General features: G+C 36.7%; 22 protein-coding genes and 1 tRNA gene. 14 read left to right on the forward strand and 9 right to left on the reverse strand.

Features of this window, described 5'->3' with window-relative positions; translation table 11 throughout:
* The first annotated feature begins 123 nt into the window (after nt 1-123).
* Entirely contained in the window at nt 124-942 is an 819-nt protein-coding gene (locus ABMA72_RS12675) for a C1 family peptidase (protein ID WP_393057365.1), read from the forward strand.
* A gap of 2 nt (nt 943-944) precedes the next feature.
* Here the strand turns inward: ABMA72_RS12675 and ABMA72_RS12680 are convergent, their stop codons facing one another.
* Entirely contained in the window at nt 945-1922 is a 978-nt protein-coding gene (locus ABMA72_RS12680; protein ID WP_393057367.1) for a 2-hydroxyacid dehydrogenase, read from the reverse strand.
* Between the two features lie 85 nt (nt 1923-2007).
* Here ABMA72_RS12680 and ABMA72_RS12685 point away from each other — a divergent pair, with 85 nt between their 5' ends.
* Both ABMA72_RS12685 and ABMA72_RS12690 read left to right on the forward strand, forming a co-directional pair.
* Nucleotides 2008-2475 (forward strand): YaiI/YqxD family protein, encoded by a 468-nt coding sequence (locus ABMA72_RS12685; RefSeq protein WP_393057369.1) that lies wholly within the window; start codon nt 2008-2010, stop codon nt 2473-2475.
* Between the two features lie 148 nt (nt 2476-2623).
* Nucleotides 2624-3928, forward strand: coding sequence for a DEAD/DEAH box helicase (locus ABMA72_RS12690; RefSeq protein WP_393057370.1), 1305 nt, complete (start codon nt 2624-2626; stop codon nt 3926-3928).
* A 29-nt stretch (nt 3929-3957) separates the two neighbouring features.
* On the opposite strand, the gene ABMA72_RS12695 is transcribed toward ABMA72_RS12690, so the two are convergent.
* Complete coding sequence (locus tag ABMA72_RS12695) at nt 3958-5013, reverse strand: M4 family metallopeptidase (protein ID WP_393057372.1); 1056 nt, start codon at nt 5011-5013, stop codon at nt 3958-3960.
* A gap of 163 nt (nt 5014-5176) precedes the next feature.
* On the opposite strand from ABMA72_RS12695, the gene ABMA72_RS12700 reads away from it, so the two are divergent.
* The gene (locus tag ABMA72_RS12700) at nt 5177-6340 is read left to right on the forward strand and encodes a S41 family peptidase (RefSeq protein ID WP_393057374.1); all 1164 of its coding nucleotides are present in this window, start codon (nt 5177-5179) and stop codon (nt 6338-6340) included.
* 267 nt (nt 6341-6607) lie between these two features.
* On the opposite strand, the gene ABMA72_RS12705 is transcribed toward ABMA72_RS12700, so the two are convergent.
* Nucleotides 6608-6684 (reverse strand) — tRNA-Asp (locus ABMA72_RS12705).
* A gap of 181 nt (nt 6685-6865) precedes the next feature.
* On the opposite strand from ABMA72_RS12705, the gene ABMA72_RS12710 reads away from it, so the two are divergent.
* The gene (locus ABMA72_RS12710; RefSeq protein ID WP_392858821.1) at nt 6866-7951 is read left to right on the forward strand and encodes an SO_0444 family Cu/Zn efflux transporter; all 1086 of its coding nucleotides are present in this window, start codon (nt 6866-6868) and stop codon (nt 7949-7951) included.
* 27 nt (nt 7952-7978) lie between these two features.
* Here the strand turns inward: ABMA72_RS12710 and ABMA72_RS12715 are convergent, their stop codons facing one another.
* Nucleotides 7979-10120 carry a phosphatidylserine/phosphatidylglycerophosphate/cardiolipin synthase family protein gene (locus ABMA72_RS12715; RefSeq protein ID WP_393057376.1) on the reverse strand — a complete coding sequence of 714 codons (2142 nt, stop codon included), beginning with the start codon at nt 10118-10120 and terminating at the stop codon, nt 7979-7981.
* An 11-nt stretch (nt 10121-10131) separates the two neighbouring features.
* The gene (locus ABMA72_RS12720; protein WP_392858825.1) at nt 10132-11412 is read right to left on the reverse strand and encodes a hypothetical protein; all 1281 of its coding nucleotides are present in this window, start codon (nt 11410-11412) and stop codon (nt 10132-10134) included.
* A 244-nt stretch (nt 11413-11656) separates the two neighbouring features.
* Between ABMA72_RS12720 and ABMA72_RS12725 the strand changes: the two genes are divergently transcribed.
* Nucleotides 11657-12109, forward strand: coding sequence for a hypothetical protein (locus ABMA72_RS12725; protein ID WP_392858827.1), 453 nt, complete (start codon nt 11657-11659; stop codon nt 12107-12109).
* A 55-nt stretch (nt 12110-12164) separates the two neighbouring features.
* Here ABMA72_RS12725 and def read toward each other — a convergent pair whose 3' ends face one another.
* A complete protein-coding gene (gene def / locus ABMA72_RS12730) occupies nt 12165-12677 on the reverse strand; it encodes a peptide deformylase (RefSeq protein WP_392858829.1) in 513 nt (170 codons plus the stop codon).
* Nucleotides 12678-12729: 52 nt separating this feature from the next.
* Between def and ABMA72_RS12735 the strand changes: the two genes are divergently transcribed.
* From ABMA72_RS12735 to ABMA72_RS12755, 5 genes are all read left to right on the forward strand, one after another.
* Nucleotides 12730-13206 (forward strand): low molecular weight protein-tyrosine-phosphatase, encoded by a 477-nt coding sequence (locus ABMA72_RS12735; protein WP_393057378.1) that lies wholly within the window; start codon nt 12730-12732, stop codon nt 13204-13206.
* The gene (greB, locus tag ABMA72_RS12740) at nt 13187-13678 is read left to right on the forward strand and encodes a transcription elongation factor GreB (RefSeq protein ID WP_392858832.1); all 492 of its coding nucleotides are present in this window, start codon (nt 13187-13189) and stop codon (nt 13676-13678) included. The genes ABMA72_RS12735 and greB overlap by 20 nt, the downstream gene beginning before the upstream one ends.
* A 1-nt stretch (nt 13679) precedes the next feature.
* Nucleotides 13680-14054 carry a DUF6165 family protein gene (locus ABMA72_RS12745; protein ID WP_392858834.1) on the forward strand — a complete coding sequence of 125 codons (375 nt, stop codon included), beginning with the start codon at nt 13680-13682 and terminating at the stop codon, nt 14052-14054.
* A gap of 18 nt (nt 14055-14072) precedes the next feature.
* The gene (locus tag ABMA72_RS12750; RefSeq protein ID WP_393057380.1) at nt 14073-14864 is read left to right on the forward strand and encodes a class I SAM-dependent methyltransferase; all 792 of its coding nucleotides are present in this window, start codon (nt 14073-14075) and stop codon (nt 14862-14864) included.
* Nucleotides 14865-14981: 117 nt separating this feature from the next.
* Nucleotides 14982-18164, forward strand: a complete 3183-nt coding sequence (locus ABMA72_RS12755) for an efflux RND transporter permease subunit (protein ID WP_393057381.1) — start codon at nt 14982-14984, stop codon at nt 18162-18164.
* Here ABMA72_RS12755 and ABMA72_RS12760 read toward each other — a convergent pair.
* Entirely contained in the window at nt 18161-18679 is a 519-nt protein-coding gene (locus tag ABMA72_RS12760; protein ID WP_392912683.1) for a hypothetical protein, read from the reverse strand. The two genes, ABMA72_RS12755 and ABMA72_RS12760, sit on opposite strands and share 4 nt — an antisense overlap.
* A 65-nt stretch (nt 18680-18744) precedes the next feature.
* On the opposite strand from ABMA72_RS12760, the gene ABMA72_RS12765 reads away from it, so the two are divergent.
* Nucleotides 18745-19710, forward strand: a complete 966-nt coding sequence (locus ABMA72_RS12765; RefSeq protein WP_393057383.1) for an SIS domain-containing protein — start codon at nt 18745-18747, stop codon at nt 19708-19710.
* A gap of 2 nt (nt 19711-19712) precedes the next feature.
* Here the strand turns inward: ABMA72_RS12765 and lnt are convergent, their stop codons facing one another.
* Nucleotides 19713-21164 (reverse strand): apolipoprotein N-acyltransferase, encoded by a 1452-nt coding sequence (gene lnt / locus ABMA72_RS12770; protein ID WP_392858841.1) that lies wholly within the window; start codon nt 21162-21164, stop codon nt 19713-19715.
* A gap of 63 nt (nt 21165-21227) precedes the next feature.
* Here lnt and ABMA72_RS12775 point away from each other — a divergent pair, with 63 nt between their 5' ends.
* Nucleotides 21228-21887, forward strand: a complete 660-nt coding sequence (locus tag ABMA72_RS12775) for a hypothetical protein (protein WP_392858843.1) — start codon at nt 21228-21230, stop codon at nt 21885-21887.
* 8 nt (nt 21888-21895) lie between these two features.
* Here ABMA72_RS12775 and ABMA72_RS12780 read toward each other — a convergent pair whose 3' ends face one another.
* Nucleotides 21896-23035, reverse strand: coding sequence for a S8 family serine peptidase (locus ABMA72_RS12780; protein WP_392858845.1), 1140 nt, complete (start codon nt 23033-23035; stop codon nt 21896-21898).
* Nucleotides 23036-23325: 290 nt separating this feature from the next.
* Here ABMA72_RS12780 and ABMA72_RS12785 point away from each other — a divergent pair, with 290 nt between their 5' ends.
* A complete protein-coding gene (locus ABMA72_RS12785) occupies nt 23326-23544 on the forward strand; it encodes a hypothetical protein (RefSeq protein WP_392858847.1) in 219 nt (72 codons plus the stop codon).
* The last annotated feature ends 45 nt before the right edge of the window (nt 23545-23589 follow it).

Here is a 23589-nt window from a genome sequence, read left to right on the forward strand (position 1 = left end):
ATTTGTACATATTTTCAAACCCTTACAGTTCAACAATATTGTAAAAGTAACTGATTCCTTAGAAGTCATTTGAAGAAGCTCTTCCTTTCTATTAAATTCAGCGAGAATAAAGAAGGGAAATTCATGAAAATCATAATCTTAAGCCTATTATTATCTCTTGGTGTTAACGCTGAAATGGTGTCGATTAGACAATATCAAACTCCAGTTAAGAACCAAAAAGACAGAAATACATGTGCATACTTTGCGGTAACTGCCATGCTTGAGGGTGCTATTAAGAAGAGATTTGATATGGAGTTCGATATTTCAGAGCAATTTCAAATCTACTATGGAAAAGAGCACTTTGGAGAATATCCAAATGCTGAGCATGGGTACACTTACGAAATTGCACGTAACTTTCGCAATCAATACTTCTTTGTCGAGGAGACCCAGCTTCCTTACCAAATGAGTTATTTTGAAAATAAAGGCCCTTGCTCACAATATGATCCATTTGATGAAAGTGCGCCGTCTTATTGCTTCTCTCATGCTCCAGTCGATACTAGCTCGCTTAAGAGAGTGAAGGTGGATGGGTTAGAAGTTAAAATGGTCACAAATCTGTGGAGCTCTTGGAAATCCAAAACTGATTTATACGAAGACGAAATTAGAAGTGGTAATGGCCTTGTTGCAACAGTTCTCGTTTATTCTCCACTTTGGAAAAATGCCCATGTGACACTTCCTGATGAAACTTTTGCAAAGTGTGAATCGGGTGAAGTCGCCTGCTATGGCCATGCGATTCACTTTACTGGATACGACAAAGAAAAGAGAATTTTTCAATTTAAAAATAGTTGGTCAAGTGAGTGGGGCGATGAAGGATATGGTTATATGTCTTATGACTATGTAATGAAGCATGCAGTTGATCCCATCTCATTTAGATGGGACCGTTTCTTGGCCGATATCAGAAAATAATATTAAACAAGATATTTAAAACTCTGACTCTCAATAGAGTTAATACTTTCAAATGTTGTCTGTGCAATATTACTTAATGCCTCATGAGTTAAGAAAGCCTGATGAGAAGTAATTAGAACATTTGGAAAAGTCATTAACCTTGCTAGGTCATCATCTTGAAGTACGTCTTGAGAGTGATCATCAAAGAATAGATTTTCCTCTTCTTCATATACATCAAGACCTGCAGCTAATATCTTCTTCTCTTTTAGGTTTTTAATAAGGGCCTTCGTATCGACGAGCCCTCCACGACTTGTATTAATAAGAACGACACCGTCTTGCATTTTAGCAATATTGGCATCATTAATGAGATGGTATGAGCTTTTATTGAGAGGAATATGAAGTGAGATGATCTTCGACTCTTTTAAAATTTCATCAAAGCCAACATACTCAACACCCAGCTTCTCTAGCTCAGAGTCTTTTGTTAGGTCAAACGCTAGAACTCGACATCCAAAACCAAGGGCAATCTTACAAAAGGCATTCCCAATCTTACCCGTACCAATAACTCCAATCGTTTTCTTATAAAGGTCAAAACCGACAAGTCCATCGAGATTAAAATTATTCTCTCTAACGCGATTATACGCCTTATGAGTTTTTCTATTTAAAGTTAGAATCATTGCCATCGTATGCTCTGCAATGGCCTGAGGAGAGTATTCTGGCACTCTTGTTACCGGGATGGACTTAGACTTAGCATAGTCAAGATCGACATTATTAAAGCCTGCACATCGTAGAGTGACCAATTTAATACCAAAGTCACTTAGCTGGTCTAGTACCTCTTTATTCACTTTATCATTTGTAAAAACACAAACGACATCATGACCTTTAGCAAGTGGTGCAGTTTCTTGATTAAGTTGCTCTTTGATGAATGTGACATTGTGTCCATTCGCTTGCTTTAATAAATATTCTTTTTCAAAATTATGGGTACTAAAAACAATTATCTTCATCGTTCTCTCTCGTTAATTTATGTCTAGTATATAATACTGAATTTGTTTATATTGTAACTTATAATTTTTAAACGGAGTTTAGCTAATGAAAAAACAAGAATTAAAAATATGGGTGGATGCGGACGCTTGCCCTAAAGTTATAAAAGAGATTCTTTTTAAAACCTCCATCCGTTTACAAATCCCACTCGTTCTTGTTGCTAATTCTTATATGAATATTCCACTTCATGAATTAATTTCTTTTGTAAAAGTTGAAAGTGGAGCCGATGTTGCTGATATGTATATTGCCGAACATGTAGAGATTCAAGACCTTGTTATTACTGCTGATATTCCCTTGGCAGCAGAGGTTGTAAAAAAAGGGACGCTTGCGATAAACCCACGCGGAGAGCTCTATGATGAAGAGAATATTGGAGAGCGCCTTTCAATGAGAGATTTCATGCAAGAGCTAAGAGACGGTGGAATGGTAACAGGTGGCCCCGATGCATTTGGCGCCAAGGATAAGCAGAAGTTCGCGAACTCGTTAAATAAAATCCTTTCTAAGAAAGGGCGTCAGTAAATATAGTTTATACTTTGAATGATAAAGATTGACTTGTACCGTAAATAAAGAGATGAAGGGTATTGATCTGGATACATTTTAAATATTTGCCTTTGCTAGTATTTGGATTAAGCAACGGCACTAATGCTTTAAAGCAAGGATATTTACTATGTCATCAGTCAATTCATTTGATTCTCTTAAACTATTACCTGAAATTCTCTCTAGTCTTAAAAAGAAGGGCTATACAAAACCTACTCCTATTCAGGCGGGCTCAATTCCTCACTTACTAAATGGTGGAGATATCCTTGGGATTGCTCAAACAGGGACTGGAAAAACTGCTGCGTTCTCGCTACCAATACTAAATAATCTTGGCTCTAATAAAATTAAAACAAAGCCAAGACATATGAGAACTCTCATTCTTACGCCAACGAGAGAATTAGCATCGCAGATTAATGAAAATATTGAAGAATACGGAAAGGGCCTAGGCATAAAAAGTACGGTTATCTTTGGTGGAGTTAAACCAAGGCCTCAGATTCAACAGTTAAAGAAGGGAATGGATGTCATTATTGCAACTCCAGGTCGCTTTCTAGATCTCATGGGTGATGATCATATCAAATTTACTCAACTTGAAACCTTTGTTCTTGATGAAGCCGATCGTATGCTTGATATGGGCTTTATTCGCGATGTAAATAAGATCATTGCTAAGCTTCCAAAGAAGAGACAGACTCTATTATTTTCAGCAACAATGCCTCAAGATATTGTGAATCTATCAAAGAAGCTTCTTGTTAAGCCCAAGAAAGTAGAGGTTACTCCAGAGTCAACAACTGTCGAAAGAATTGATCAAAAAATTAATTTCGTTCATAAAACAAATAAGCCAAAACTTTTAAAAAGTATTTTAGAAGATCAAACGATTGAGCACGTGCTTGTTTTTACAAAAACAAAGCATGGTGCAAATCGTGTCGTAAAGCATCTTGAACAAGTGGGAATTACGGCCGCGGCCATTCATGGGAACAAATCGCAAAGTGCACGCGAGAAGGCCCTTGGTGGATTTAGAAAAGGTGACATTAGAGTTCTTGTTGCAACTGATATTGCTGCTCGAGGAATCGATGTTTCTCACATCACTCACGTTATTAATTACAATCTTCCAGATGATCCTAAGAGTTATGTTCACAGAATCGGGCGAACAGCAAGAGCTGGCCGAGATGGAGTTGCTATTTCATTTTGTGATGACACAGAAAAGAACCTTTTAAAGGATATTGAGAAAACGATTAAGTATCAAATTCCTCAAGATAAGGATCACCCATTTCATGGTGTCGCAGGAGCTCCTACACAACCTCAAAATAATCGACGTCCAGAAAAGAAGAAGCAGGCTTCTTCAAGAAGTGGTGCGAAGTCTAAAGGCAACAAAACGAGTAAGTCGAATAATCAGCAAAGAAGTGCGAGACGCAGACGTGCTGCAAGTAAAGCGAAGTAGATTGAAATAGGTTAGTGGGATTGCTTCTTTTATGGCCCAATATGCTTCCATACAGAAAGCAGGGTTTTAAGTGTTTGCTTATGATTTAAGTCTTGGGCTTCATTTAAATATTTAACTGTTGCCAACTTTATATCCCTGATAGTTGAATTCTTATTAAGATATTTCATGTAAGCATTGAAAAAAACTTCAGTTGCAACTTCATATCCTACACCCTCAAATTCAACTGTTCCCTCAGACAAGAGATAAAAAGCATTCGTTACTATACCTGCATTATAATAAACATTAGGGCCATTAGGCTTGTATTCGTCAAAGTTACTTGCTTGATCATTTTGTTCTGGGTTTGAAATATCACGTAAGCAATTACCCTGACCAATATATGCTTCATGTCCTAACTGATAGCAATCTGCACTTGGATTATTTTTAAAGCAAACAAAAACCCCGATAATATCTGCAAATGCTTCATTGAGTGATCCCTGGTCACCTTCGGAAGCAAGTTCTATTGTATTTGCTAACAGCCCATGAGCAAATTCATGGGCAACGATTCCAATACTTGCAGACAAGTGAGTGTGATCTGAAATATCTGAACTCTGCCCGAATGTAATTATATTTTTATCTTTATCCCACCACTTTGCATTATCATTAAATGAGCCTTTTTTTAAAAGCACTGAAATTACTTCCGACCCTTTATTGTCAAAGCTATTAAACCCTAAGTGCTCTTTTACGATTCTTATTGTTTTTATAGTGTTAACATGAGTATCTACGAGAGCTGGATTTGAGAATAAGCAATTTTGTGATTGTACAATTTTTCCTGGTACTCCCCAAAAATCATCAGAGAGAAAATACAATGGATCATTGTTTAGGTTGCCATAGCTGTGACCTGTAGTAGTTGTAACTTTATATTCTTTGGAGTGAAGGTATTGTTGAGCACTATAAATATTTTCAACAACGTCAAACACCTGAATCTGACCTCGAGAATCTTTACTATGACATGTGACCATACGGTGATCTTTAAACTGATTAGCAAAGTTATAAGGAAAAGCCTTAAGCGATATGAAAATAGTTACAAGAGCTAATAATTGATACATATGCTCTTATAAGGAATCTAAATATGAGTCGCAACTTATATAAATATAATCTCAGTATTTTGTAAAAACTACAGGAGTTTTTAATATAAATATTACAGTATTTCATGCTAAGTAAGTAGTTTGATATATTAAGGAAAGCTTACGTAAAACCGATAATATTTATATGAGAATTTTCATTTTTACATTTTTGTTTTTTTCACTATTAGTTTCTTGTTCTTCCACAAATAAGGAAGAGTATTCTTTGGTTTATGATCCATCAGTAAAGGTTAAAGCACCCCCCATATTGAACAAGGAAAAAATAGATTTAGATGTAAATCTTGTTGAATATACTCTTAAAAATTCCTACTCAGGTTATTTTTTTAAAAATAAAAATAACGTAGAACTAGGAATTAAAAAATTAAAAGAATCTGTTGTAAATATTGAATCGATTAAACCAGGAGATTTTTGTAATGTATTAGGGGAATCATTTTCTCATGTTCAAGATGAGCATTTGACTTTTCAGTTTGGCCCTAGGAAATGTGCGAGAAATACATTCGTTGGAAATGTCGGTAAAAGAATCGATAGTGAAGAAAAGAGACTTTGGACGGTAAAAAAAGTTGTTGAAGGTAATAGTAACGTTCTCGTTATCACTATCTCTTGGTTTGCATCACCCTCTTCAAGTAAATGGGATGGGATGCTTAGAGAAATTAAGACGCATTTAGATAAGATCGATTTTGTTGTCGTTGACCTAAGAGGTAATAGTGGAGGAGATGATACTATTGGATATCAGTTAGCAAAATTATTAACTGGTGGCTCTCAGTTTTCTACACCATATGCAAATCAATACAAAGTCGTTACAAGGCCAGGTCTAGAAAGTCGAGCGAACTTATCTTCTTTCTTGGCATATAATGCAGAATCAAAGAAACAAAAAGATTTTTTTTTAGACTTCATAAAAAGAGATAAGCAAAAATATACTAACTATAAAAAAGAGACCGCTATTGTAAATAAAGTGTTACCTAAAGTTGTTAAGGCCAAGGCATTAAAGCCAGTCGTGATTTTACAAGATCGTGCTTGTGCATCTTCATGTGAAAGTACAATAGACTTTTTTGAATATATTGATGATGTAACAAGAGTCGGTGAGAACACAGCTGGTCAGGTTCAATTTGGTAATCTTGGGTTTGTCGTACTTCCTGAAAGTCGCATTCAGATAAATATACCTTCAACATTTAATAGCTATAGAGATAACAGATTTATAGAGTCTATAGGTATAAAGCCCGATGTTAATGTTCCAAAGGGTCAAGATGCATATGACTTTGCGATAACATATATGAAGAATAGACGTAAGTAATAGAATGTACGGTTAGTTAAATGAGCTCGATTGCTTAGTTGGTTACCCGAAAGCTCCCATCATCGTGTGTACGTATAAATGTAGATTGGAAATTTTGCGGAGAACCCTCTCTCCCTCGCATCCTGCTCGGTCGTGCAGGGTTGTTCCGCGCAAAATGCCATCGTGGCATTTTTCGCGTCCAAAAAAAAAGCCGAGTGGGTTAACTCGGCTTTTAATATCTTAGTCTCCGAAGAGATTAAAACTTGAATGTTACGAAATGAAAAAAAATGGCGGGAGCGAAGGGACTCGAACCCTCGGCCTTCTGCGTGACAGGCAGACGTTATAACCAACTTAACTACGCCCCCTCATTTCGTAAGACTTAATATAGGGATTTCGGTTTCATTCGTCAATAGAAAAATTAAAAAAAAGTTCAATTTTTTTTCGCCCTTCTATAAAATTTGTCTAATGAAGAGCAAAAAAGCCAGTAATAAAGGACGTCTTAGAATATTTCTGTTAAGATAAGACTACGAAAAAAAGGTAAAATTTATGAGTTTTTTAACGTCACTTTGGAATTATATTTTAGTCTCTGCCCCGTTTTTAATGTTTGGGCTTCTCGTTGCCGGTATTATTAAGGCATTTATCTCAGTAGAGAGAATTAAAAAGGCCATGGGTGGTAAGGGCCTAATGGGTGCCATTAAAGCATCTATCCTTGGAATCCCTTTGCCTCTATGTAGCTGTGCTGTTATTCCTACGGCCGCTACTCTTAAGAAGCAAGGGGCTTCAAATTCCGCTACTTCTGCATTTCTAATTGCAACGCCTGAGTCTGGAGTTGATTCAATTGCCATGACTTATGGAATGATGGATATCCCTATGACAATTATTCGTCCGATCGCTGCCTTTGTATCTGCATTTGTTGCAGGAGCACTTCAATTAGTTTTTAAGACTGATAAAGATGTTGATCAGGTACAAGCAGAAGTTAAGCCGAGTTGTTGCGGAAGTTCTAAGAAGAAAGATGAAAGTGTTATTGTAAAGCAGAGCTTTGCAAAGAAAGCGAAAGCTTCATTTCACTTTGGTTTTATTGAACTTGTTGATGATATGGCCATTTGGTTGGCCTTTGGAATTGTGGCCGGAGCATTTATTGACTTTGCTCTTCCTGCAAATTTCTTTGATGGCCTTTCTGGTTGGGCCGGAAGGGGAGCAATCCTTCTTGTTGGAATTCCTCTCTATATTTGTGCATCGGCAACAACACCAATTGCAGCTTCACTTGTGATGAAGGGAATGAGCCCTGGTATGGCGCTACTATTTCTTCTAGTAGGTCCTGCAACGAATATTTCAAATATTCTCGTTATCGGTCAGTATATTGGAAAGAGAGGAGTTGTGATTAACCTTCTTTCAATCGCACTTGTTGCCTTAGGTTTTTCATTCTTAACGGATTACCTATACAGTGCTTTTTCTTGGCCACTTAACTTTAATATTTCTCATCACAATCATGAGTCATCAAGCTGGTGGGAAATTTCACTAGCGGTTGCATTTACAATGCTACTTCTTCGCTCACTCGTATTTGTCGAGCTTCCTAAAAGAGTTAAAAAATATTTTGAAGATAAAGGAAATTCAGGTAGCTGTTGCGGATAACAGCTACCTGTTTAAATATAGAAGTCTTTATTTGTGACGTTTTTCGATATCGTCTTTTGACTTGTAGATCATACTACCAAGGCCATTGATAATGGCCGAAGAGCGTTTACCTAAGGCTACTCCTTGAATATTTGCCTCAAAGTTTTCAATATCAAAGATTTCCATCTTATCTGAATCATGCCAGTCGCGACTAAAGCGTCTTTCAAAGCTTGCTACTTCTTTCTTATCAAAGATCTGAGCACCGAACTCTCTAAATGAACCCTGAAGAGTATCTGGGTTAATATTAGAAGAACCACCTAGAACAGTTATCCCATCAATTGACGTGATCTTTCTGTGATTTTCTTGGTGATATTCTTTAGTTGAACCGTCTGGGAAATTCGCCGTGATACCATAAGTCTTACGAGCACGTACTTGAATTCCTGCATCAACAAGTTTTTTAACGAATAAAGTATTTGGAAGTCCATTCATTCCAAAGTTTCCGTTATGGTCGATAACAAGCTTGATATCAAGAAGAGGGTTTTGCCTCTTTGCTTTTACAAGAGCATCGATAACATATGAATCATATAAGAATAGCTGCTCCATGAAGATATTCTTTTCGGCCTTTGAGATCATATCAACTAAGATATTTCGAACATTTTTAATTGTTCCATCAACATCGGCTTCAGCAAGGCGAATAACTGAATCACCCTTTACTTCATATTTCTCTTTCTTAACTCTCATATCTTCTAGGATTTGATCTTTTTTAGAGAGATAGGCGCGGTTATCAAAGCCTTGCTCTTTATAATAGAACCCAATGAGCTCTTTTGGATCTTCTGTTAGAGCCGCCTCGAGGTCGCGGTAGTAAGAGGCCTGGACAAGTCCGGCAGCTGCTCCCGTCACATAGATTGCATCATCGTAGTAGTAACCACCACTGTGATCGGTCCAGTTCTTTGAACCAAAATATGCCTGAGCATTTTCCGTATTACCGTCAACGACAATAACTTTCGAGTGGTCGATTTTTGATTCAAAATAAGTACTACCTGACTCAAAATACTTAATCGCTTCAGCAGTTTTTGGAATTAGCTTTGTAATACCAAAAGGAATCCCTGGAGGGTGGCGTTGAATATTTGCTTGTAGTAGAGAGACACTCTTTTTTAATACTGGATCTTTTTCACGACGTTCTTTGATATACTCAAAGATCGGCATCATTTCATCTAACATATTGTAGTTAGTGGCATAGTCGTGGAGAAGGACAACCTTAAAATTTGGATTGGCCTTAAGTTTTTCTTTCGTCTGATCTAGCAGGTACTCTGAAAGAGTTGCTCCTAGTGTTCCTCCGAAGAGGAAAATATCGATAAAGATTGAGTCCTTAGAACTTGCAATCATATCGCGAATCTTGATGTAGATTGGATCCTGTTGAAAAATGATATTTCCAGTAGGATCATCAGCTGTTGGCATTTTGATATAGTCTGAATCAAAGTCTAGCGTTCCACCAGCAAAGATAACCCTTTGGTTAAGCCAATCGATACGCTCAAGAGATCTTTCATTTTCTGAAACAATCTCTGTTTTATTTGATGGCACAAAACCAAGGGCAGAGAGTGAGTAGTTATTAATATCACTAAATGTCTCAGTGAAGTCGATCGTTGCAATTTCATTTTCTTTAATGCTTTCAATAACATCTTTACTGCTAGCGATCTTCATTGCTTGAAGTTTCAGAGTAGGAAAGTATGTTGAAATAGAATTTGAATTGATTCCCTTTCTAGTAATTTTAGAAAGAAGCTTTTTGGCCGCCTTCTTATCCTTATCTTTGGTAAGTGGATTATCAATAAAGTCTCTAAGGATAAATAGCTTGTAGGCCAGGAAATAGTAGATAACTTTTCCAAGCTCTTTTTCATTTGGCGAGACCTTTGTCCAGTAAGTAACCGGCATGGCAATCTTACTTGGAAGTACACTGTCGATTTCTTTTAGAAATTTAACAGCGGCTTTCTCTTTTGACTTGTCTAGCTCTTTGATCGTATCAAAGAAAGATGGAGCATGAGCATAGTCACGCTGGCCATAGACTGACTGATAAGACTCTAGAAATAACTTTTGAGAGTCAAGTCGATCCTTGATGTTGAAGCTTGCGGCAAATGATTGTACTGCAAGTGTCGATAGTAGAGCTGTCGTTAATAATTTCTTCGTCGATTTCATAGTCGATCCTATTATTTAATAAATTTTTCTAAGTTAAGTTTTTCTACAAGGTACTCTGTATTTTCTTGTAGGAGAGTCTTCTTGATTGCATCTTTCACATGCATTCTTAAGTCATAATCCCTAGGGGTTGTTGTTACACGACTCTTCTTAGTAAACTTCTTGTCTTTGTGACTGTAGACAAGTGTTTTAATTTCACCATTGAAATTTGTACGAATAGTACCGTTTGAGTAGTCGCCCTTGATTTTAAATTTTGAAGTCTTAATATCGTTCTTCTTGCTAAAGAAGCTAAAGATTCTCTTGAAAAAGCTATCATGCTTCTTATCAAGAGATACGATTTCACCAAAGTGAAAGATAGTTTTTGTCTTCTTTGGAATTAGGCTAGAAAGATTGTATTCATAAATAGTATCAACAGTAAGAACATGAGGCATCTCTTTCTTTGCTTCAAATTCTTGCTCCGTAATATTTAAGTACTTCGATTTAAAAGATTCAACCTTTAAGTCAGTAGGGTAGTTAACTCGATAGTACTTACGAAGTCGTACATATCCTTTAACACCATTCTTCTTAGGCTTTGGAATAGGCTGAGAGATCTTCCAGTCCGTATCAATTAGTTCCGAAGTCAAAGTGATCGCTCCACCAAGATATTGATAGACATCATTAGAAATTGGAATTTGTGTGTCTAGCACACGATGAGAAAAATTCTTATTATATGTTTGGTAAGCTTCATAAAGTGTTCCTTGAGATTCAAGGTTTATAAGCTGGTTTGTTTTTAATTCGTCTTTGTATGAAACAGTATCTTTGTTATAAGGCGTAAACATAATATCGAATTCAAAGTTTGAATCGATGAGTTTGTGAACCTTAATTGTATAGACAAAGGTATTAAGGAATTCCTTTGTTAGCTCAGGAAGAACTTCTGACTTAAGAGTTGTTCCATCTTGATTGCCCTTTTCAATAAGTCTTTTGAAGCCGGCCGTAAGACCCTTTTCAATTGCTTCTTTTCCATTCTTTGTGAAATACTTTGCGCCTTTGTCAGACCAGAAGTCGACAGACATCTTGTAATCAACGTTTCCGTTAAAATCCTCGTAGATAACAAAGTCTTCAAATGGAAAGAGCTGTTGATACTCTTTGTATTCTCCTGGTACCTTTTGGGAGGCCGGCGCCCTTCGTTCTTGGATCTTTTCTTTCGAATAGACGTTATCAAATTTTGATGTTGAAAAGAATTGATATGCGACAAATGTATTAACACTAAGTACGCACGCTAAAGCGATAAAACTTTGTTTCTTACCTTCACTCATAATATGTCTCTCTAATTAGTAATTATCCTTCTTCTCTTGTCGGTTTTTAAATGCAAAAACTTTACTTCTTATTCGTAATGCCTTGAAAACACGATGTGGTGGTAAAGTCAGACTCTATCGCTTGTAAAAAACACTGGTCATTTTTTATAAAATGTCTCTCGACATATTACCTTTATTTAAGTTTAGAAAAATTCGGATGGACGTTATCGTTATTTACAACCAAAAAAAACATGGAGGAAAAAAAATGAAAAAGGTAATTCTAAGTCTAATTCTTGCAACAGGTCTTTCGTTTAATGCATCTGCAGCAGTTGGTATGTTAACTGGTAACTGCTACATCGCTTACACTGGTCTTCTTGCAATGAAAGTAGGTGTTGGTTACTCAGTAAAAGCAATCTTCTCTGGTGATCAGAAGGATTGGGTAAAGGCCGCTAAAATTGGTCTTGCTGGATTAATTCTTTTAGATGATGAAGGTCTAGCAGAGTTTGGTCCTGTTTATGGATCTATCAAGGGTGTGAATGCTGATCAAATTGCAATCTACAACTCGGAAGTTGAAGAAGCGAATTTAATTCTTGAAGAAGTTGTTGCTCAAATGGATCGTGACACTTCTGTAGCAGAGACTAAAGAAATTTGGGCGCGCTACGAATCTTCTCTTTCTCCTGAAACTCTAGATGTAATGCGTGCGATTGTTTCAGAATAAATAAAATAACTTCTACAAAAAAAGAAGGCCCTTTTATGAGGGCCTTTTATTATGGCTATAAATTTTCTTCGTAAACGAGTTTCTTTATATCTTTAACATTGTCTACGTAAAGCTTTCCGTAGAGGTGATCGATCTCGTGTTGAAAAACAGTTGCTAAGAAGTCCCTAGCTTCAAAAACAACTTCTTGTGCTTTCTCATTTAAATAGCTCACGCGAATATGATTTGGTCTTTCTACATAACCTCTAAGGCCTGGAACAGAAAGACAGCCTTCCCAGTATCCATCTTCTTTATCTGTTAAGAATTCTATCTTAGGATTGAAGATAATCATTTTTCCACTCGGACTAGCATCTTCGTAGCGAGAGTCCTCTGGTACATCGATAATTGTAACTTTCTTAGAAACTCCAATTTGAGGAGCTGCGATTCCTATGCCACCAACTGCAATCATAGAATCATTCATATCTTCTAAAAGCTGCTTTGTTTCCTCACTTAGAATTTCTTCTTTTGTAAAGTCTTGTGCTATTTCTCTTAATACGGGATCACCCATTGTTCTGATTCTTTGAACTGTCATAATTTTATTCCTTTAAATTTACTTTCACCCTCGATTCTATCATAATTTTAATATGAAAATCTTATTTGTTTGTCTTGGAAATATATGTCGTTCACCTGCCGCTGATGGGGTACTGCTTCATCGAATTAAGGAACTCGATTTACTTGAACATATTCAGGTGGATTCTGCTGGAACGAGTGCATATCATGCGGGAGAAGGGGCAGATCGACGTATGCAAGAGCATGCTTATAAAAGGGGCTACACACTTCCTAGTATTTCGAGAGGTTTTACGAAAGATGATCTTGAAGAATTTGACCTAATCGTTGCAATGGATAAGTCAAATTATCAAAATATTCTTAAGCTAGACATTGAGGGAAAGTATAAGAATAAGGTTAAGTTATTTTGTAGCTTCTGTAGTGGCCCATATACTTCTTATGAAGAAGTTCCTGATCCTTATTTTGGCGGAGCTAGGGGCTTTGAAGAAGTAATGGACTTAGTGGAAAATGGAGTAGAAGGAATTCTAAATCAATATGGCAATAAAGAAAGATAATTATATAACACCACGTGGGTACGCTAAGCTTGAAGAAGAGTTGAATTTTTTAATGAAGACGGAAAGACCTGAGGTGACAGCAACTGTTAAGTGGGCCGCTTCTCTTGGCGATCGATCAGAAAATGCTGACTACCAATATGGAAAGAAAAGGCTTCGCGAAATCGATCGACGTATCCGCTTTTTAAATACTCGTATAAACGCGGCCTTAATTGTGGACCCACTTTCTGTCTCATCTGAAAAAATCCAATTTGGTGCAACCGTCGTCTTAGAAGATGAGGATGGCAACGAGAAGAGGTACTCCATTGTAGGAGTTGATGAAGTTGATACGACAAAGGGACTTGTTAGTTGGAAGTCTCCGATTGCAAGGGCCATGATTGGCAAGGAAGAAGGGGATGAAGTTATTGTTCAGGCCCCAGGTGATGATTTTGAATACACAATTGTAGAAATTAATTATATTGATATTGAGGTATAAGATGATAATTGAATGTCCCGTTTCTCTCGGTGAGTTAGTTGATAAAATGACAATTTTAAAAATTAAAACGGAAAGAATTGAGGATGCTGAGCGTGTCCGTCTTGCCCAAGCAGAATATGATGAGCTTGCAAATACTTTGGCCAAACTAAATTTAGAAGGTATGGATAAGTTTATCAGAGAGCTTAAAGAGATTAATGAAAAGCTTTGGGTAATTGAAGACGATATTCGTTTGAAAGAGAAGGCCTGTGACTTTGGTGATGAATTTATCTCTCTGGCACGTAGTGTCTATAAAACAAATGATTTGAGATTTAAGGTTAAAAATTCAATCAATATGAGTTACAATTCTGGCATAAAAGAAGTCAAATCATATAAATAGATAACAAAAGAGTATTTAATGTCGAAAATTCCAACGAATTTGAAGTACCAACTTTATGAAAAGTCAGTTCAAAATCACGAAGCTGATATTGAATTTATCAACAAAGAGTATAAGAAGATTTTTGGACGCTCTCCAAGAACTCTTAGAGAAGACTTTGGTGGAACGGCCGCAATGGCATGTGACTGGGTTAAAGAAGGTGGTGAGCGTGAAGCTTGGGGGATTGATCTTGATGAAGAACCACAAGCGTATGGAATTGAAAATCACTACTCTCGTCTAACGGATGAAGAGAGAACACGTATGCATTATATCAATGGAAACGTGCTTGATGATTACGACTTTAAAGCAGATGTTACTGTTGCCTTTAATTTCTCTTACTTCATTTTCAAAGAAAGAAATGTTCTTCTTAATTACTTTAAGCAGGTGAAGAAGAATATGGGGCCAGAGAGTGTTTTCATGGTTGATATCTTTGGTGGTGAAGAATGTCGTCAAGAGCTAGAGGAAGAAACTGAGCACGACGATCATACATACTTCTGGGATTGCGACAGCTACAATCCACTAACAGAAGAAGTTCAATATTATATTCACTTTAAAACACATAATGATGGAAAACTTTATCGTAAGGCCTTCTCATATGACTGGAGACATTGGTCAATTGGTGAGATTAAGGACATCATGAAAGATGCTGGTTTTGAGAATATTATCACTTACTGGGAAGGTGAGGATGATGATGGTTCTGGTGACGGTATCTTCTATCGCTCAACTGTTGAAGAGAATTGTGAGTCTTGGGTGACTTATATCATGGCCTATTAATCTATTTTCAATAGGTTAGTGAGTGTAAATTCGATATAACTTCTCAAAAACTAAACAAATTCACATTTTTAGTGCTACAAGCTACTGTTTTTAAAAATCTAAATAGGACAGTAGCTTGTGAAAAAACTAGTTTCATACTTTGTAGGAAATAGCTTTCTAGTAAACTTATTAAGTATCATGATGGTGCTCTTTGGGATTATCTCCCTGACCCATATGAAAAGAGACTTGATATCTAACTGGTCATCAAAAAGAATTCAAATCACTGCCACACTAACTGGTGCAGGTGCTTCTCAAGTTGAAAGATTTCTAACTTATCCGATTGAACGTGCCATCAAAGGTAGTGCTGGTATTGACAAGATTTGGTCAAACTCACAACAGGGATATATGCGCATCAATGTTGATGTAAAAGATGAGTTTGAAGAAATTGATGATCTTGAAACACGTATTAAAGATGCTATTGAAACGATTCGTGGAGATCTTCCTTCTGAAACTAAAGACATTGTTGTTCGCCATATTAAGCAAACAGATTCTTGGTTTAACTACTACGCAATTTTAAACTTTGATCAAAATAGCGATCTCCACCAGAATTGGCTTTTAAAAATAGAAGAAGAGCTTGAAAGGGTTAATGGAGTTTCAAGGGTTGATACTTACGGCTACACTAAAGATCTCTATATTAAGCTAAATGTCGATAATATGGCCCGCTACAGAATTGCTCCTTCTGATATTTACAATAAGATTAAAGAAACATTTAGAATTTACCCTCTAGGAAGTATTCGCAAAGGAAGTGATTCTTACTCAATTGAAATTGAAAATCTAAACTATGATATCGAGTCCCTTAATAATCTTTTAATTCGTTCTAATAACTCAAGCCACACGCTTCGCCTTAAAGACTTAGCAACACTTGAGTACCGTTTACCTAAGATTAACAGAACTAATTATACAAATGGTAAACCAGGTATAAGCTTTAATATCTTTAAAGATGTTGAAGCAGACTCAATCACATTAAAAGAGATGCTAGAAGAAAAGCTAGCTAAAATTAATAAAGAAGCTCCAGAAGAAATAAATATCATTAGTGTTGAGGATGGCCCTGCATTTATTGAAAGGCAAATTAATGCACTTCAGTCGAATGCTTTAATGGGGATCATTCTTGTTCTTATCACTCTTTGTTTATTTCTAGGTTTTAGAACTGCAATTATGACATCAATTGGGATGCCACTTGCTTACTTCTTTACCTTTACTGTTCTTGAGACAATGGGGATCTCCATTGACCTTATCTCAGTTGTTGGGATGCTTCTTGTTATTGGGATTCTCGTTGATGATGCCATTATTATTTCTGAACAATATATGCAAAACCTTGAAAAGGGAGCAAGTTCCAAAGATGCCGCTGTTGGTGCGGTTCTTTCTACTTGGAAGCCTATTTGTGGAACAGTTGCAACAACACTAATTGCCTTTGCACCAATCCTTGTTGGAAAGGATTCGATGTCAAATATCTTAATGGCTATTCCTGTTGTTGTATTCTCTGCGCTTCTTTTAAGTTTATTTGAAAGTTTCTTTATTCTTCCAAATCACTTAAAGCACTTTGTGACAAAGGCCAATGCACATCATGAATCAAATTACTTTCAACGATTCAAACGTGGGTACTTAAGACTTCTCGATGGGGCCCTCAGATGGCGCTATATCGTTTTAACAGGATTTGTTGCAGCGATGATTGGTTCAATCATCTTTGCTAGTAAGAATATTAATTTCAATTTCAACTTAAGTATTTCATCTGAAACAGTGGAGTTCATTGGCGCCCTAAAAGAGTCTGAAAGCCTTGATGATTCATATAAGCAACTTGCTTCTGTTGAAGAGGTGATGAATAAGATTGATAAGAATAAGTATAATAACTATCAATTTACGATTGGCCAAAATTATACAAATGGTAAGAAACAAGAAGGGCCACAATACTTTAGTTATCGAGTGTCCTTTTCTCAACTTGATAATAATGTCGAGGCCAATAAGAAGGATGTTCAAGACTATCTTAAGAATCAGCTAAAAGAGCTAGAGAAAACAGGTAAGTTTGAAAGGCTGGAAGTAAAGATTGCAAAAGGTGGGAATGATGAAAGTCGTGAAAACCTTGTTGAAGTAACAATTCAGTCACTGTCACCATTCAATGTTGAAGAGGTAACAGAGTATACTAAGAAGGCCATTGAAGATTTAAAGATTGAAGGTATCAAGTCGGTGGATCTTGATGATTCTCTTTTTAAAGATGCTTGGGTATTTACTCCTAAGAAAAATGAGATTCAGTCTCGTGGACTTTCTCTTGGCCAGGTTTCGAGTCAACTTGTTCAATTTATTAATAAGAATGAAGTTTATGAGTACACAAGTGGAAATCGCAAAATCCGTTTCTTAACTTATGCTGCTGATGGGGATGATCTAACTTTTGAAGAGCTTGGAAACCTTCCTGTTGTTCTTGCAAATGGTGAAGTCATTAAGTCTTCAGAGATTGGTACTTGGAAGAAGCAGAAGAAGCAATCAGTAATTAGACACTCAAACTTAATGAGAAAGGTTGTTGTTGATCTACCATTTGATAAAGATATTATTAAAAAAGAAGTACTAATTAAGAAAGTTGATCTTTTAACAAAAGAGCTTTCTAAAAAATATCCAGATCTAATGTTTAATGCACAAGATGCTGATGAACAGTCGAGAAAGAATAAGAATTCGATGGTTAAGAAGTTTGCATTTGCGCTTCTTGGTATCTTCTTCATTCTTGCAATTGTTCTTAGAAGTATTATGCAGCCACTGCTTATTTGTTCTGCAATTCCATTTGGAGTTATTGGTGTTATCTGGGCCTTCTACTTTCAGGGACTAGATATTAGCTTAATGGCCATTATCGGAATTATTGGGATGGCCGGTGTTGTTGTTAATGATAGCTTACTTCTTGTTGTAACGATTAACGAGAAAAGAAGTGATTGGTTCAGCTTTCACCGCCCTGAGATCCTAGAAGGAGCAGGAAGCCGTCTTAGAGCAATTATTCTAACAAGTATCACAACTCTTGGTGGTGTTTTCCCAATGGCCTACGCAATTGGTGGAGATGCTGGATTCACTAAGGGGCTGGCCATGAGTATGGGGTGGGGACTGCTTTTTGCCACAGTTCTAACTCTTATTGTTCTTCCTTGTATGCTACTTATCCAAAGAGATTTTATGGTTTTCTTTAAGCGTAAAATTTTAAGAAAGGGGAGAGTTGAGGAAGTTGTTGAAGAAATAGATGAAGTTGTTATCGTAACTAATAAATTAGAAGAAGAAAGCGTTATTCACTAGAATAACTCTTTCTCTGCTTCTTTTGCTTTTTGTTCTTCAATTTTCTTGATCATTGCTTCTCTCTTGAGAATACGATCGATGCGGTAGAGGATAGTCTTTTCAAGGATTCCATCTGAGCGAACCAGGCGCCATCCTTGGAGAAAGTCTTTTTCAATCATCTGGCGACGATAGATTGAAACCTTAGAGACTTCTTGTTTTCCGCGATATCCTTTAATGACATTTATAACTAATTTAAATTGAGCTGCCTTAACCATTTCTTTAGAACCGAAGGCATCAGAGAAGTTAATTTGACTCGTATTATTGATCCAGCGTGTTTTTACGACTCCAGCTTCTTGGTTTTTCACTGAAATATCGTATTGTTGCATAATTTCTAGAACTGCTTGCCACGTTTGGTTAAAGTTAGACTTGTAAGTCTTTGAAGGAATTTCTGATTCTTCAACTAATTGTTCAAATTGTTCATATGAACTACAACCAAATAGCAGGGAAAAAAGCACTATTATTTTTAACATTTTCATATAATTATAATAACATAGTCATAGACTCGATCGAGATAGAAAAATTGACACCAAAGGAGATGGTAGTGGAGCATTTTGGTCAGATGAAGGAAGTTTTAAAACTTGAAGCTGATTCAATTCTAAGAGTTATTGATCTCTTGGATGAGAAGATGTGTAACAAACTGACAGATGTCTTCGAATATCTCCATGCTCACAACGGACAAATGGTCTTATGTGGTGTAGGAAAGTCTGGCCTTATTGGTGAGAAGCTTTCTTCAACATTTAGTTCCTTAGGTCTGCGCTCTATCTTTCTTCATCCTACAGAGGCCCTTCATGGTGACCTTGGGAGAGTCAGTGAAAATGATGCCATTATTTTCTTATCGAAGTCAGGAACGACAAGTGAGATCCTAAAACTCATTCCGTTCCTAAGAATTAGAAAAGAAAATCGTATTGCCCTTGTTGGTGATTTAACAAAGCAAATTGCTCTCGAGTGTGGGATCTCTTTTGACTGTTCTGTTGAACGTGAGGCCTGTATTAATGATCTGGCCCCAACGACTTCTTCAACGGTCGCACTTGCTATGGGAGATGCCATTGCTGTTGCTTATGAGAAATTTGTAGGCCTTTCACGTGAAGGCTTTGCCATTAACCACCCAGGTGGAAAGCTAGGAAAGTCACTTACGATGAAGGTAAAAGATCTCATGTGGATCGCTAAAGAGTGTCCAATTCTTGAATCATCTAATCTTCTAAAAGATGCAGTTCTTGAAATGACGAATAAGCCTCTAGGTGCTCTTGCTATTATTGATAATGGTAGCTTTAGCGGAATTCTTGTGGAAGGTGATATCAGACGCTCTATTGCTAAGAATGCCAATGCACTTGAGACAGCGCTAAGTGAGATTATGACGACTGAGCCTAAGAAGGTTTCATCAGATGACCTTGCTATTGATGCTCTTACATCAATGGAGCAGAATAAGATTTATGTGCTTCCTGTTATTGATGGAAATGAATTCAAGGGGTTCATCCGTATGCACGATCTTTTAAAAGAGGGCTTTTAATCTTAAAGTGAAAAATCCTTTATCTCTTGTTTAAAGTTCTCAGTACGAATGAGCTCTCGTCCATCTTGCTTGATGACTGCAGAGATTCCTGTATTTGTCGCTCTTATGATTGGAAGGTTGAACTCCACAGCGCGCCACTTTGCTAAGAATAGATGCTGCTCTTGTTCTGAGTAAGGCCCATACCATGAATCGTTAGTGACGTTGACGATGAAATCAATCTTTTCTCCACGCTTCTTAACTTCTTTTATGTACTTGCCTACATAGCGAGGGAAGAGAACTTCATAACAGATTAATGAAATAAAATTCTTATTTTTGACTTCAAAATTTGTGTACTTAGTTCCACTGGCAAAGAATGAAATATTTGTTAGGTGAGGGGCAAGGTACTTATTCAGTGGACCAAATGGTAGCCCTTCTCCAAATGGAATAAGAACTTGTTTATGATAAACCTGATCAATAATCCCTTCACCGCGAGATAAGATTGTCGCATTATACGTATTTTCTAAAACACTAGGGTTAGTTGAGGCAAGATCATAGGTTCCAAAGAAGTAGCTGGCTTCACTATTAACGAAAAGGTCCATTAATTCACCCGCGAGTTTTTTATTCTCTCTTGAAAAAACAAATCTCGGGTATGATGTCTCTGGCCAAATAACGAGGTCAATATCATCAACTCCATCAGCTAGACTTAGGTCCTTATAGATATTAATAACCTCTGAAGAAGCAAGCCTAAGTCCTTGTTCAGACTTAAGTTTTAAGTCGTTCCCAATATTTCCTTGAACAATGCGAATCTTAAGATCGTCTCCAACCTTGGCCTTGATCGGGCCTACTCCAAAGTTAACAAGTAAGAGTGCTAGGATAATTCCACCTTGTGCCTTAGGGAGTCTTTGCTTTTGATAGAACATGAAAATAAGGTGTCCTATAAATAAGCTTAAGAAACTATAGAAAGGCACACCCAAGAGTCTTGCTGGCTTTAGAAATGGAGAGATCTTAAGCCATGGGTGGCCAAAAAGGGCCGGGAATTGTTGTGGAGTGAAGTACTCTAGGGCCACAAAGATTAGTGAATAGAGGATTCCTCCAGCTAAAGTATCGATCTTCACATGCTTCTTTAAAAAGAAGAAGATGATGAGAAATAGATAGAATTGTGGGGCAATAATAACTGAAAAAAGCTGCCACAGAATAAAGTTAAAAGGAAAGAATAAATTTCCAAATTCATTTAAGGTAAAAGTTAGCCAGTAATAGCCTGCAAAATTATACCCCCAACAGAATAAGAAAATATTTAAGAGATTATGCTTAAAACGATTTTCACTTTTTAATCCGTAAAAAAGAACGGCGGCACTTAAAAAGATTGTCGGAAAGATTGTGAACTTTCCAATGAATGGGAAATTTAATGCGTAAATGATACCTGCAAGAATGTGAACAACTGGCAGGAAGAATTTATTTTTCAGCAGGCTAGACATACTTTATTGTCGTATATGATTTAACATTTGCCAATACTAAGCTTATGAAATTACAATATTCTTATGGATAAAGAATTCTTAAACGACATACAAAAACATCAACATCTCTTCATGGAAGATAATATTGCACAGGATGTGCAACTTATAACATGTCCTAAGTGCGAAAGTGAAAATATCATTGAAGATCGCTGCCAAGAATGCGACTTCGATTTATCTTTTAATCCATTAGGAGAACCATTAGGGGAGAAGAGCTTTTATACTTTTCGTGAAAGGTATTGGCTAACACTATCTCCTCTAGAAATGGAAAATCCTGCGATTTTCCAAGGTGATGTGAAGTTTAAGAAATTCATGATCAAAGTCCGTCGCCGCTACAATAATCTTCTTGATTACTTCTACAGTGAGGATTCGAAGAACGATGTACTTAGGCCTTTGTACCTACAAGAGCTTGTTGATATCGTTATTGAAATGATGAACTCAGGTGTAAGTGAACAGGAAATTTGGCAGCCTTATACGCAAAAGGGGATCGAGGAGATCTCTCTCTATGAGCGTATCAAAGAGGCCATTTCTGAAACGCGTGAGCTTAACAAAAGCCAAGTCGAAAGCTTTCTAGATTATAAAATGATGGGATTCTTTAAGGTATCTTATTTATTGTATGGAATGCTTGGGGTAATTTTTGTTATGGGGACGACCCTTGCGCTTACGTCCTATTTAAGGGCCATCTAGGAATTTAATTATTTTCTGATAATTACTTTTGGAGTGTTTGCTACTTCTCTCTTGCTTCCTTTGTAGCTAGCAAGTTTTCCGTTTGTTTTCGTGTTTAGCTTTTCTGCAAGCTCAACTGCTGCTGTTGCATCAACTCGTCCTGAAGACTTAACCTTTCCATTAAAAGTAATCTCTTTCTTAGCTGTGATTGAGATGATCTTCTTAATTTGCTTAGCTGAAAGACCTGGGTATCCAGCTTTTAACATTGCAGCTACACCTGAAACAAATGCTGTTGCTTGTGAAGTTCCTGTTAGTAGTCCGTTTCTTGATGTTGGGATAGCAGAGTTAATCTTATATCCTGGTGCTGAAACGTCTACAGTTTGTGCCCCCCAGTTTGAAGAGTTAAGAATCTTCATTGATTGGTCGTGAGCAGTTACTGTAATGATATTTGATAACTTGTAGCTTGCTGGAAAGTAAGCTGTGTTCTTGTTATCGATATTTTCTTGCTCGTTACCTGCTGCTGCAACAACGATAATACCTTTTCTTTCTGCTTTCTTTAGGATTTCAAGTTCTTCTAAATCTGGCTCTGGTCCACCACCTGAGTAGTTGATGATATCAACACCAAGATCAACTGCATAACGAAGTGCCTTGATTGTTGAGTTTAAGTTATCCTTACCAGAAGCATGACGGTTGTAATACTTAAGTGAAAGAATCTTAACATTTGGAAATACTGATTTAATAATTCCTGAAACGTGAGTTCCGTGGCGGTTCTTATCGTATGGAGTATTTACATTATCTGCACCTTTAGAAAAGTCTAGGCCAAAGTTAGTAATGCTAGCATCACCTTTAGGTACATAAATATTATCTTTAAGGAATGGGTGAGTTGGATCAATACCTGTATCGATAACAGCTACGACAACTTCTTTTTGAGTTGTAAGCTTCTTAAGTGCTCCTGGAAGATTAATTGAACCTTGTGCAAAGTTATTCTTAATTCCCCAGCTTGAAAAACGAGATCTTAATACATCAGTATTAGATGTTTCTTTTTGGTATTCTTTTTTGAAAACACGTTGTCTTAATTGATCAAATGATAATTTCTGACCTTCACCAGCTCCAAAAGCAAAAGAGCTAGCAATTAAAGTAGAAAGTAGTAGAAAAGATTTTAGTTTCAAAAAGTGCTCCTTAGTAACTCAAACTCACTGTTATAGAATGCACAGCATGTGCCAACACTATGACAGGATTCTACCTACTTAAACAGTTCATCTATAGCCTATATGGATAGTTTATAGATAGGTGTCAAAATCTTATACACTATTTTGAAAGTGGTGGTAGAAAATAAGGCCAAAAGGCCACCGTGTTCATTACTCCACTTTATTAAGTTACCGTAATCATTATATCAGACTTTGGCATGGCCCGTGCTTAATTATGAACAGAAGAAGAACTTACCATGGAGGGTAATTCAGTGAAAACAATTTGGACACTATCAATCAGTATCTTTGTCTTTGCATATGTCATGATCGTAGCACCAATTAATAACACAAATTCAAGTACAACGAGTCCTAAGGTAGAGGAGATCCTCAAATCAAATGAACAGGTTAAGAAAGTCTTAAAAAGGGATATATCGAAATATGTTTATATAAAGAAGGAGACCTTTAGCGTAGACGAGGGGATGGCCCTATAATAAAAAAAGCCTGCAACTGCAGGCTTTTTTACTAACATTTGGAAT

This window comes from Halobacteriovorax sp. CON-3, assembly GCF_043196995.1.
GTDB lineage: Bacteria > Bdellovibrionota > Bacteriovoracia > Bacteriovoracales > Bacteriovoracaceae > Halobacteriovorax_A.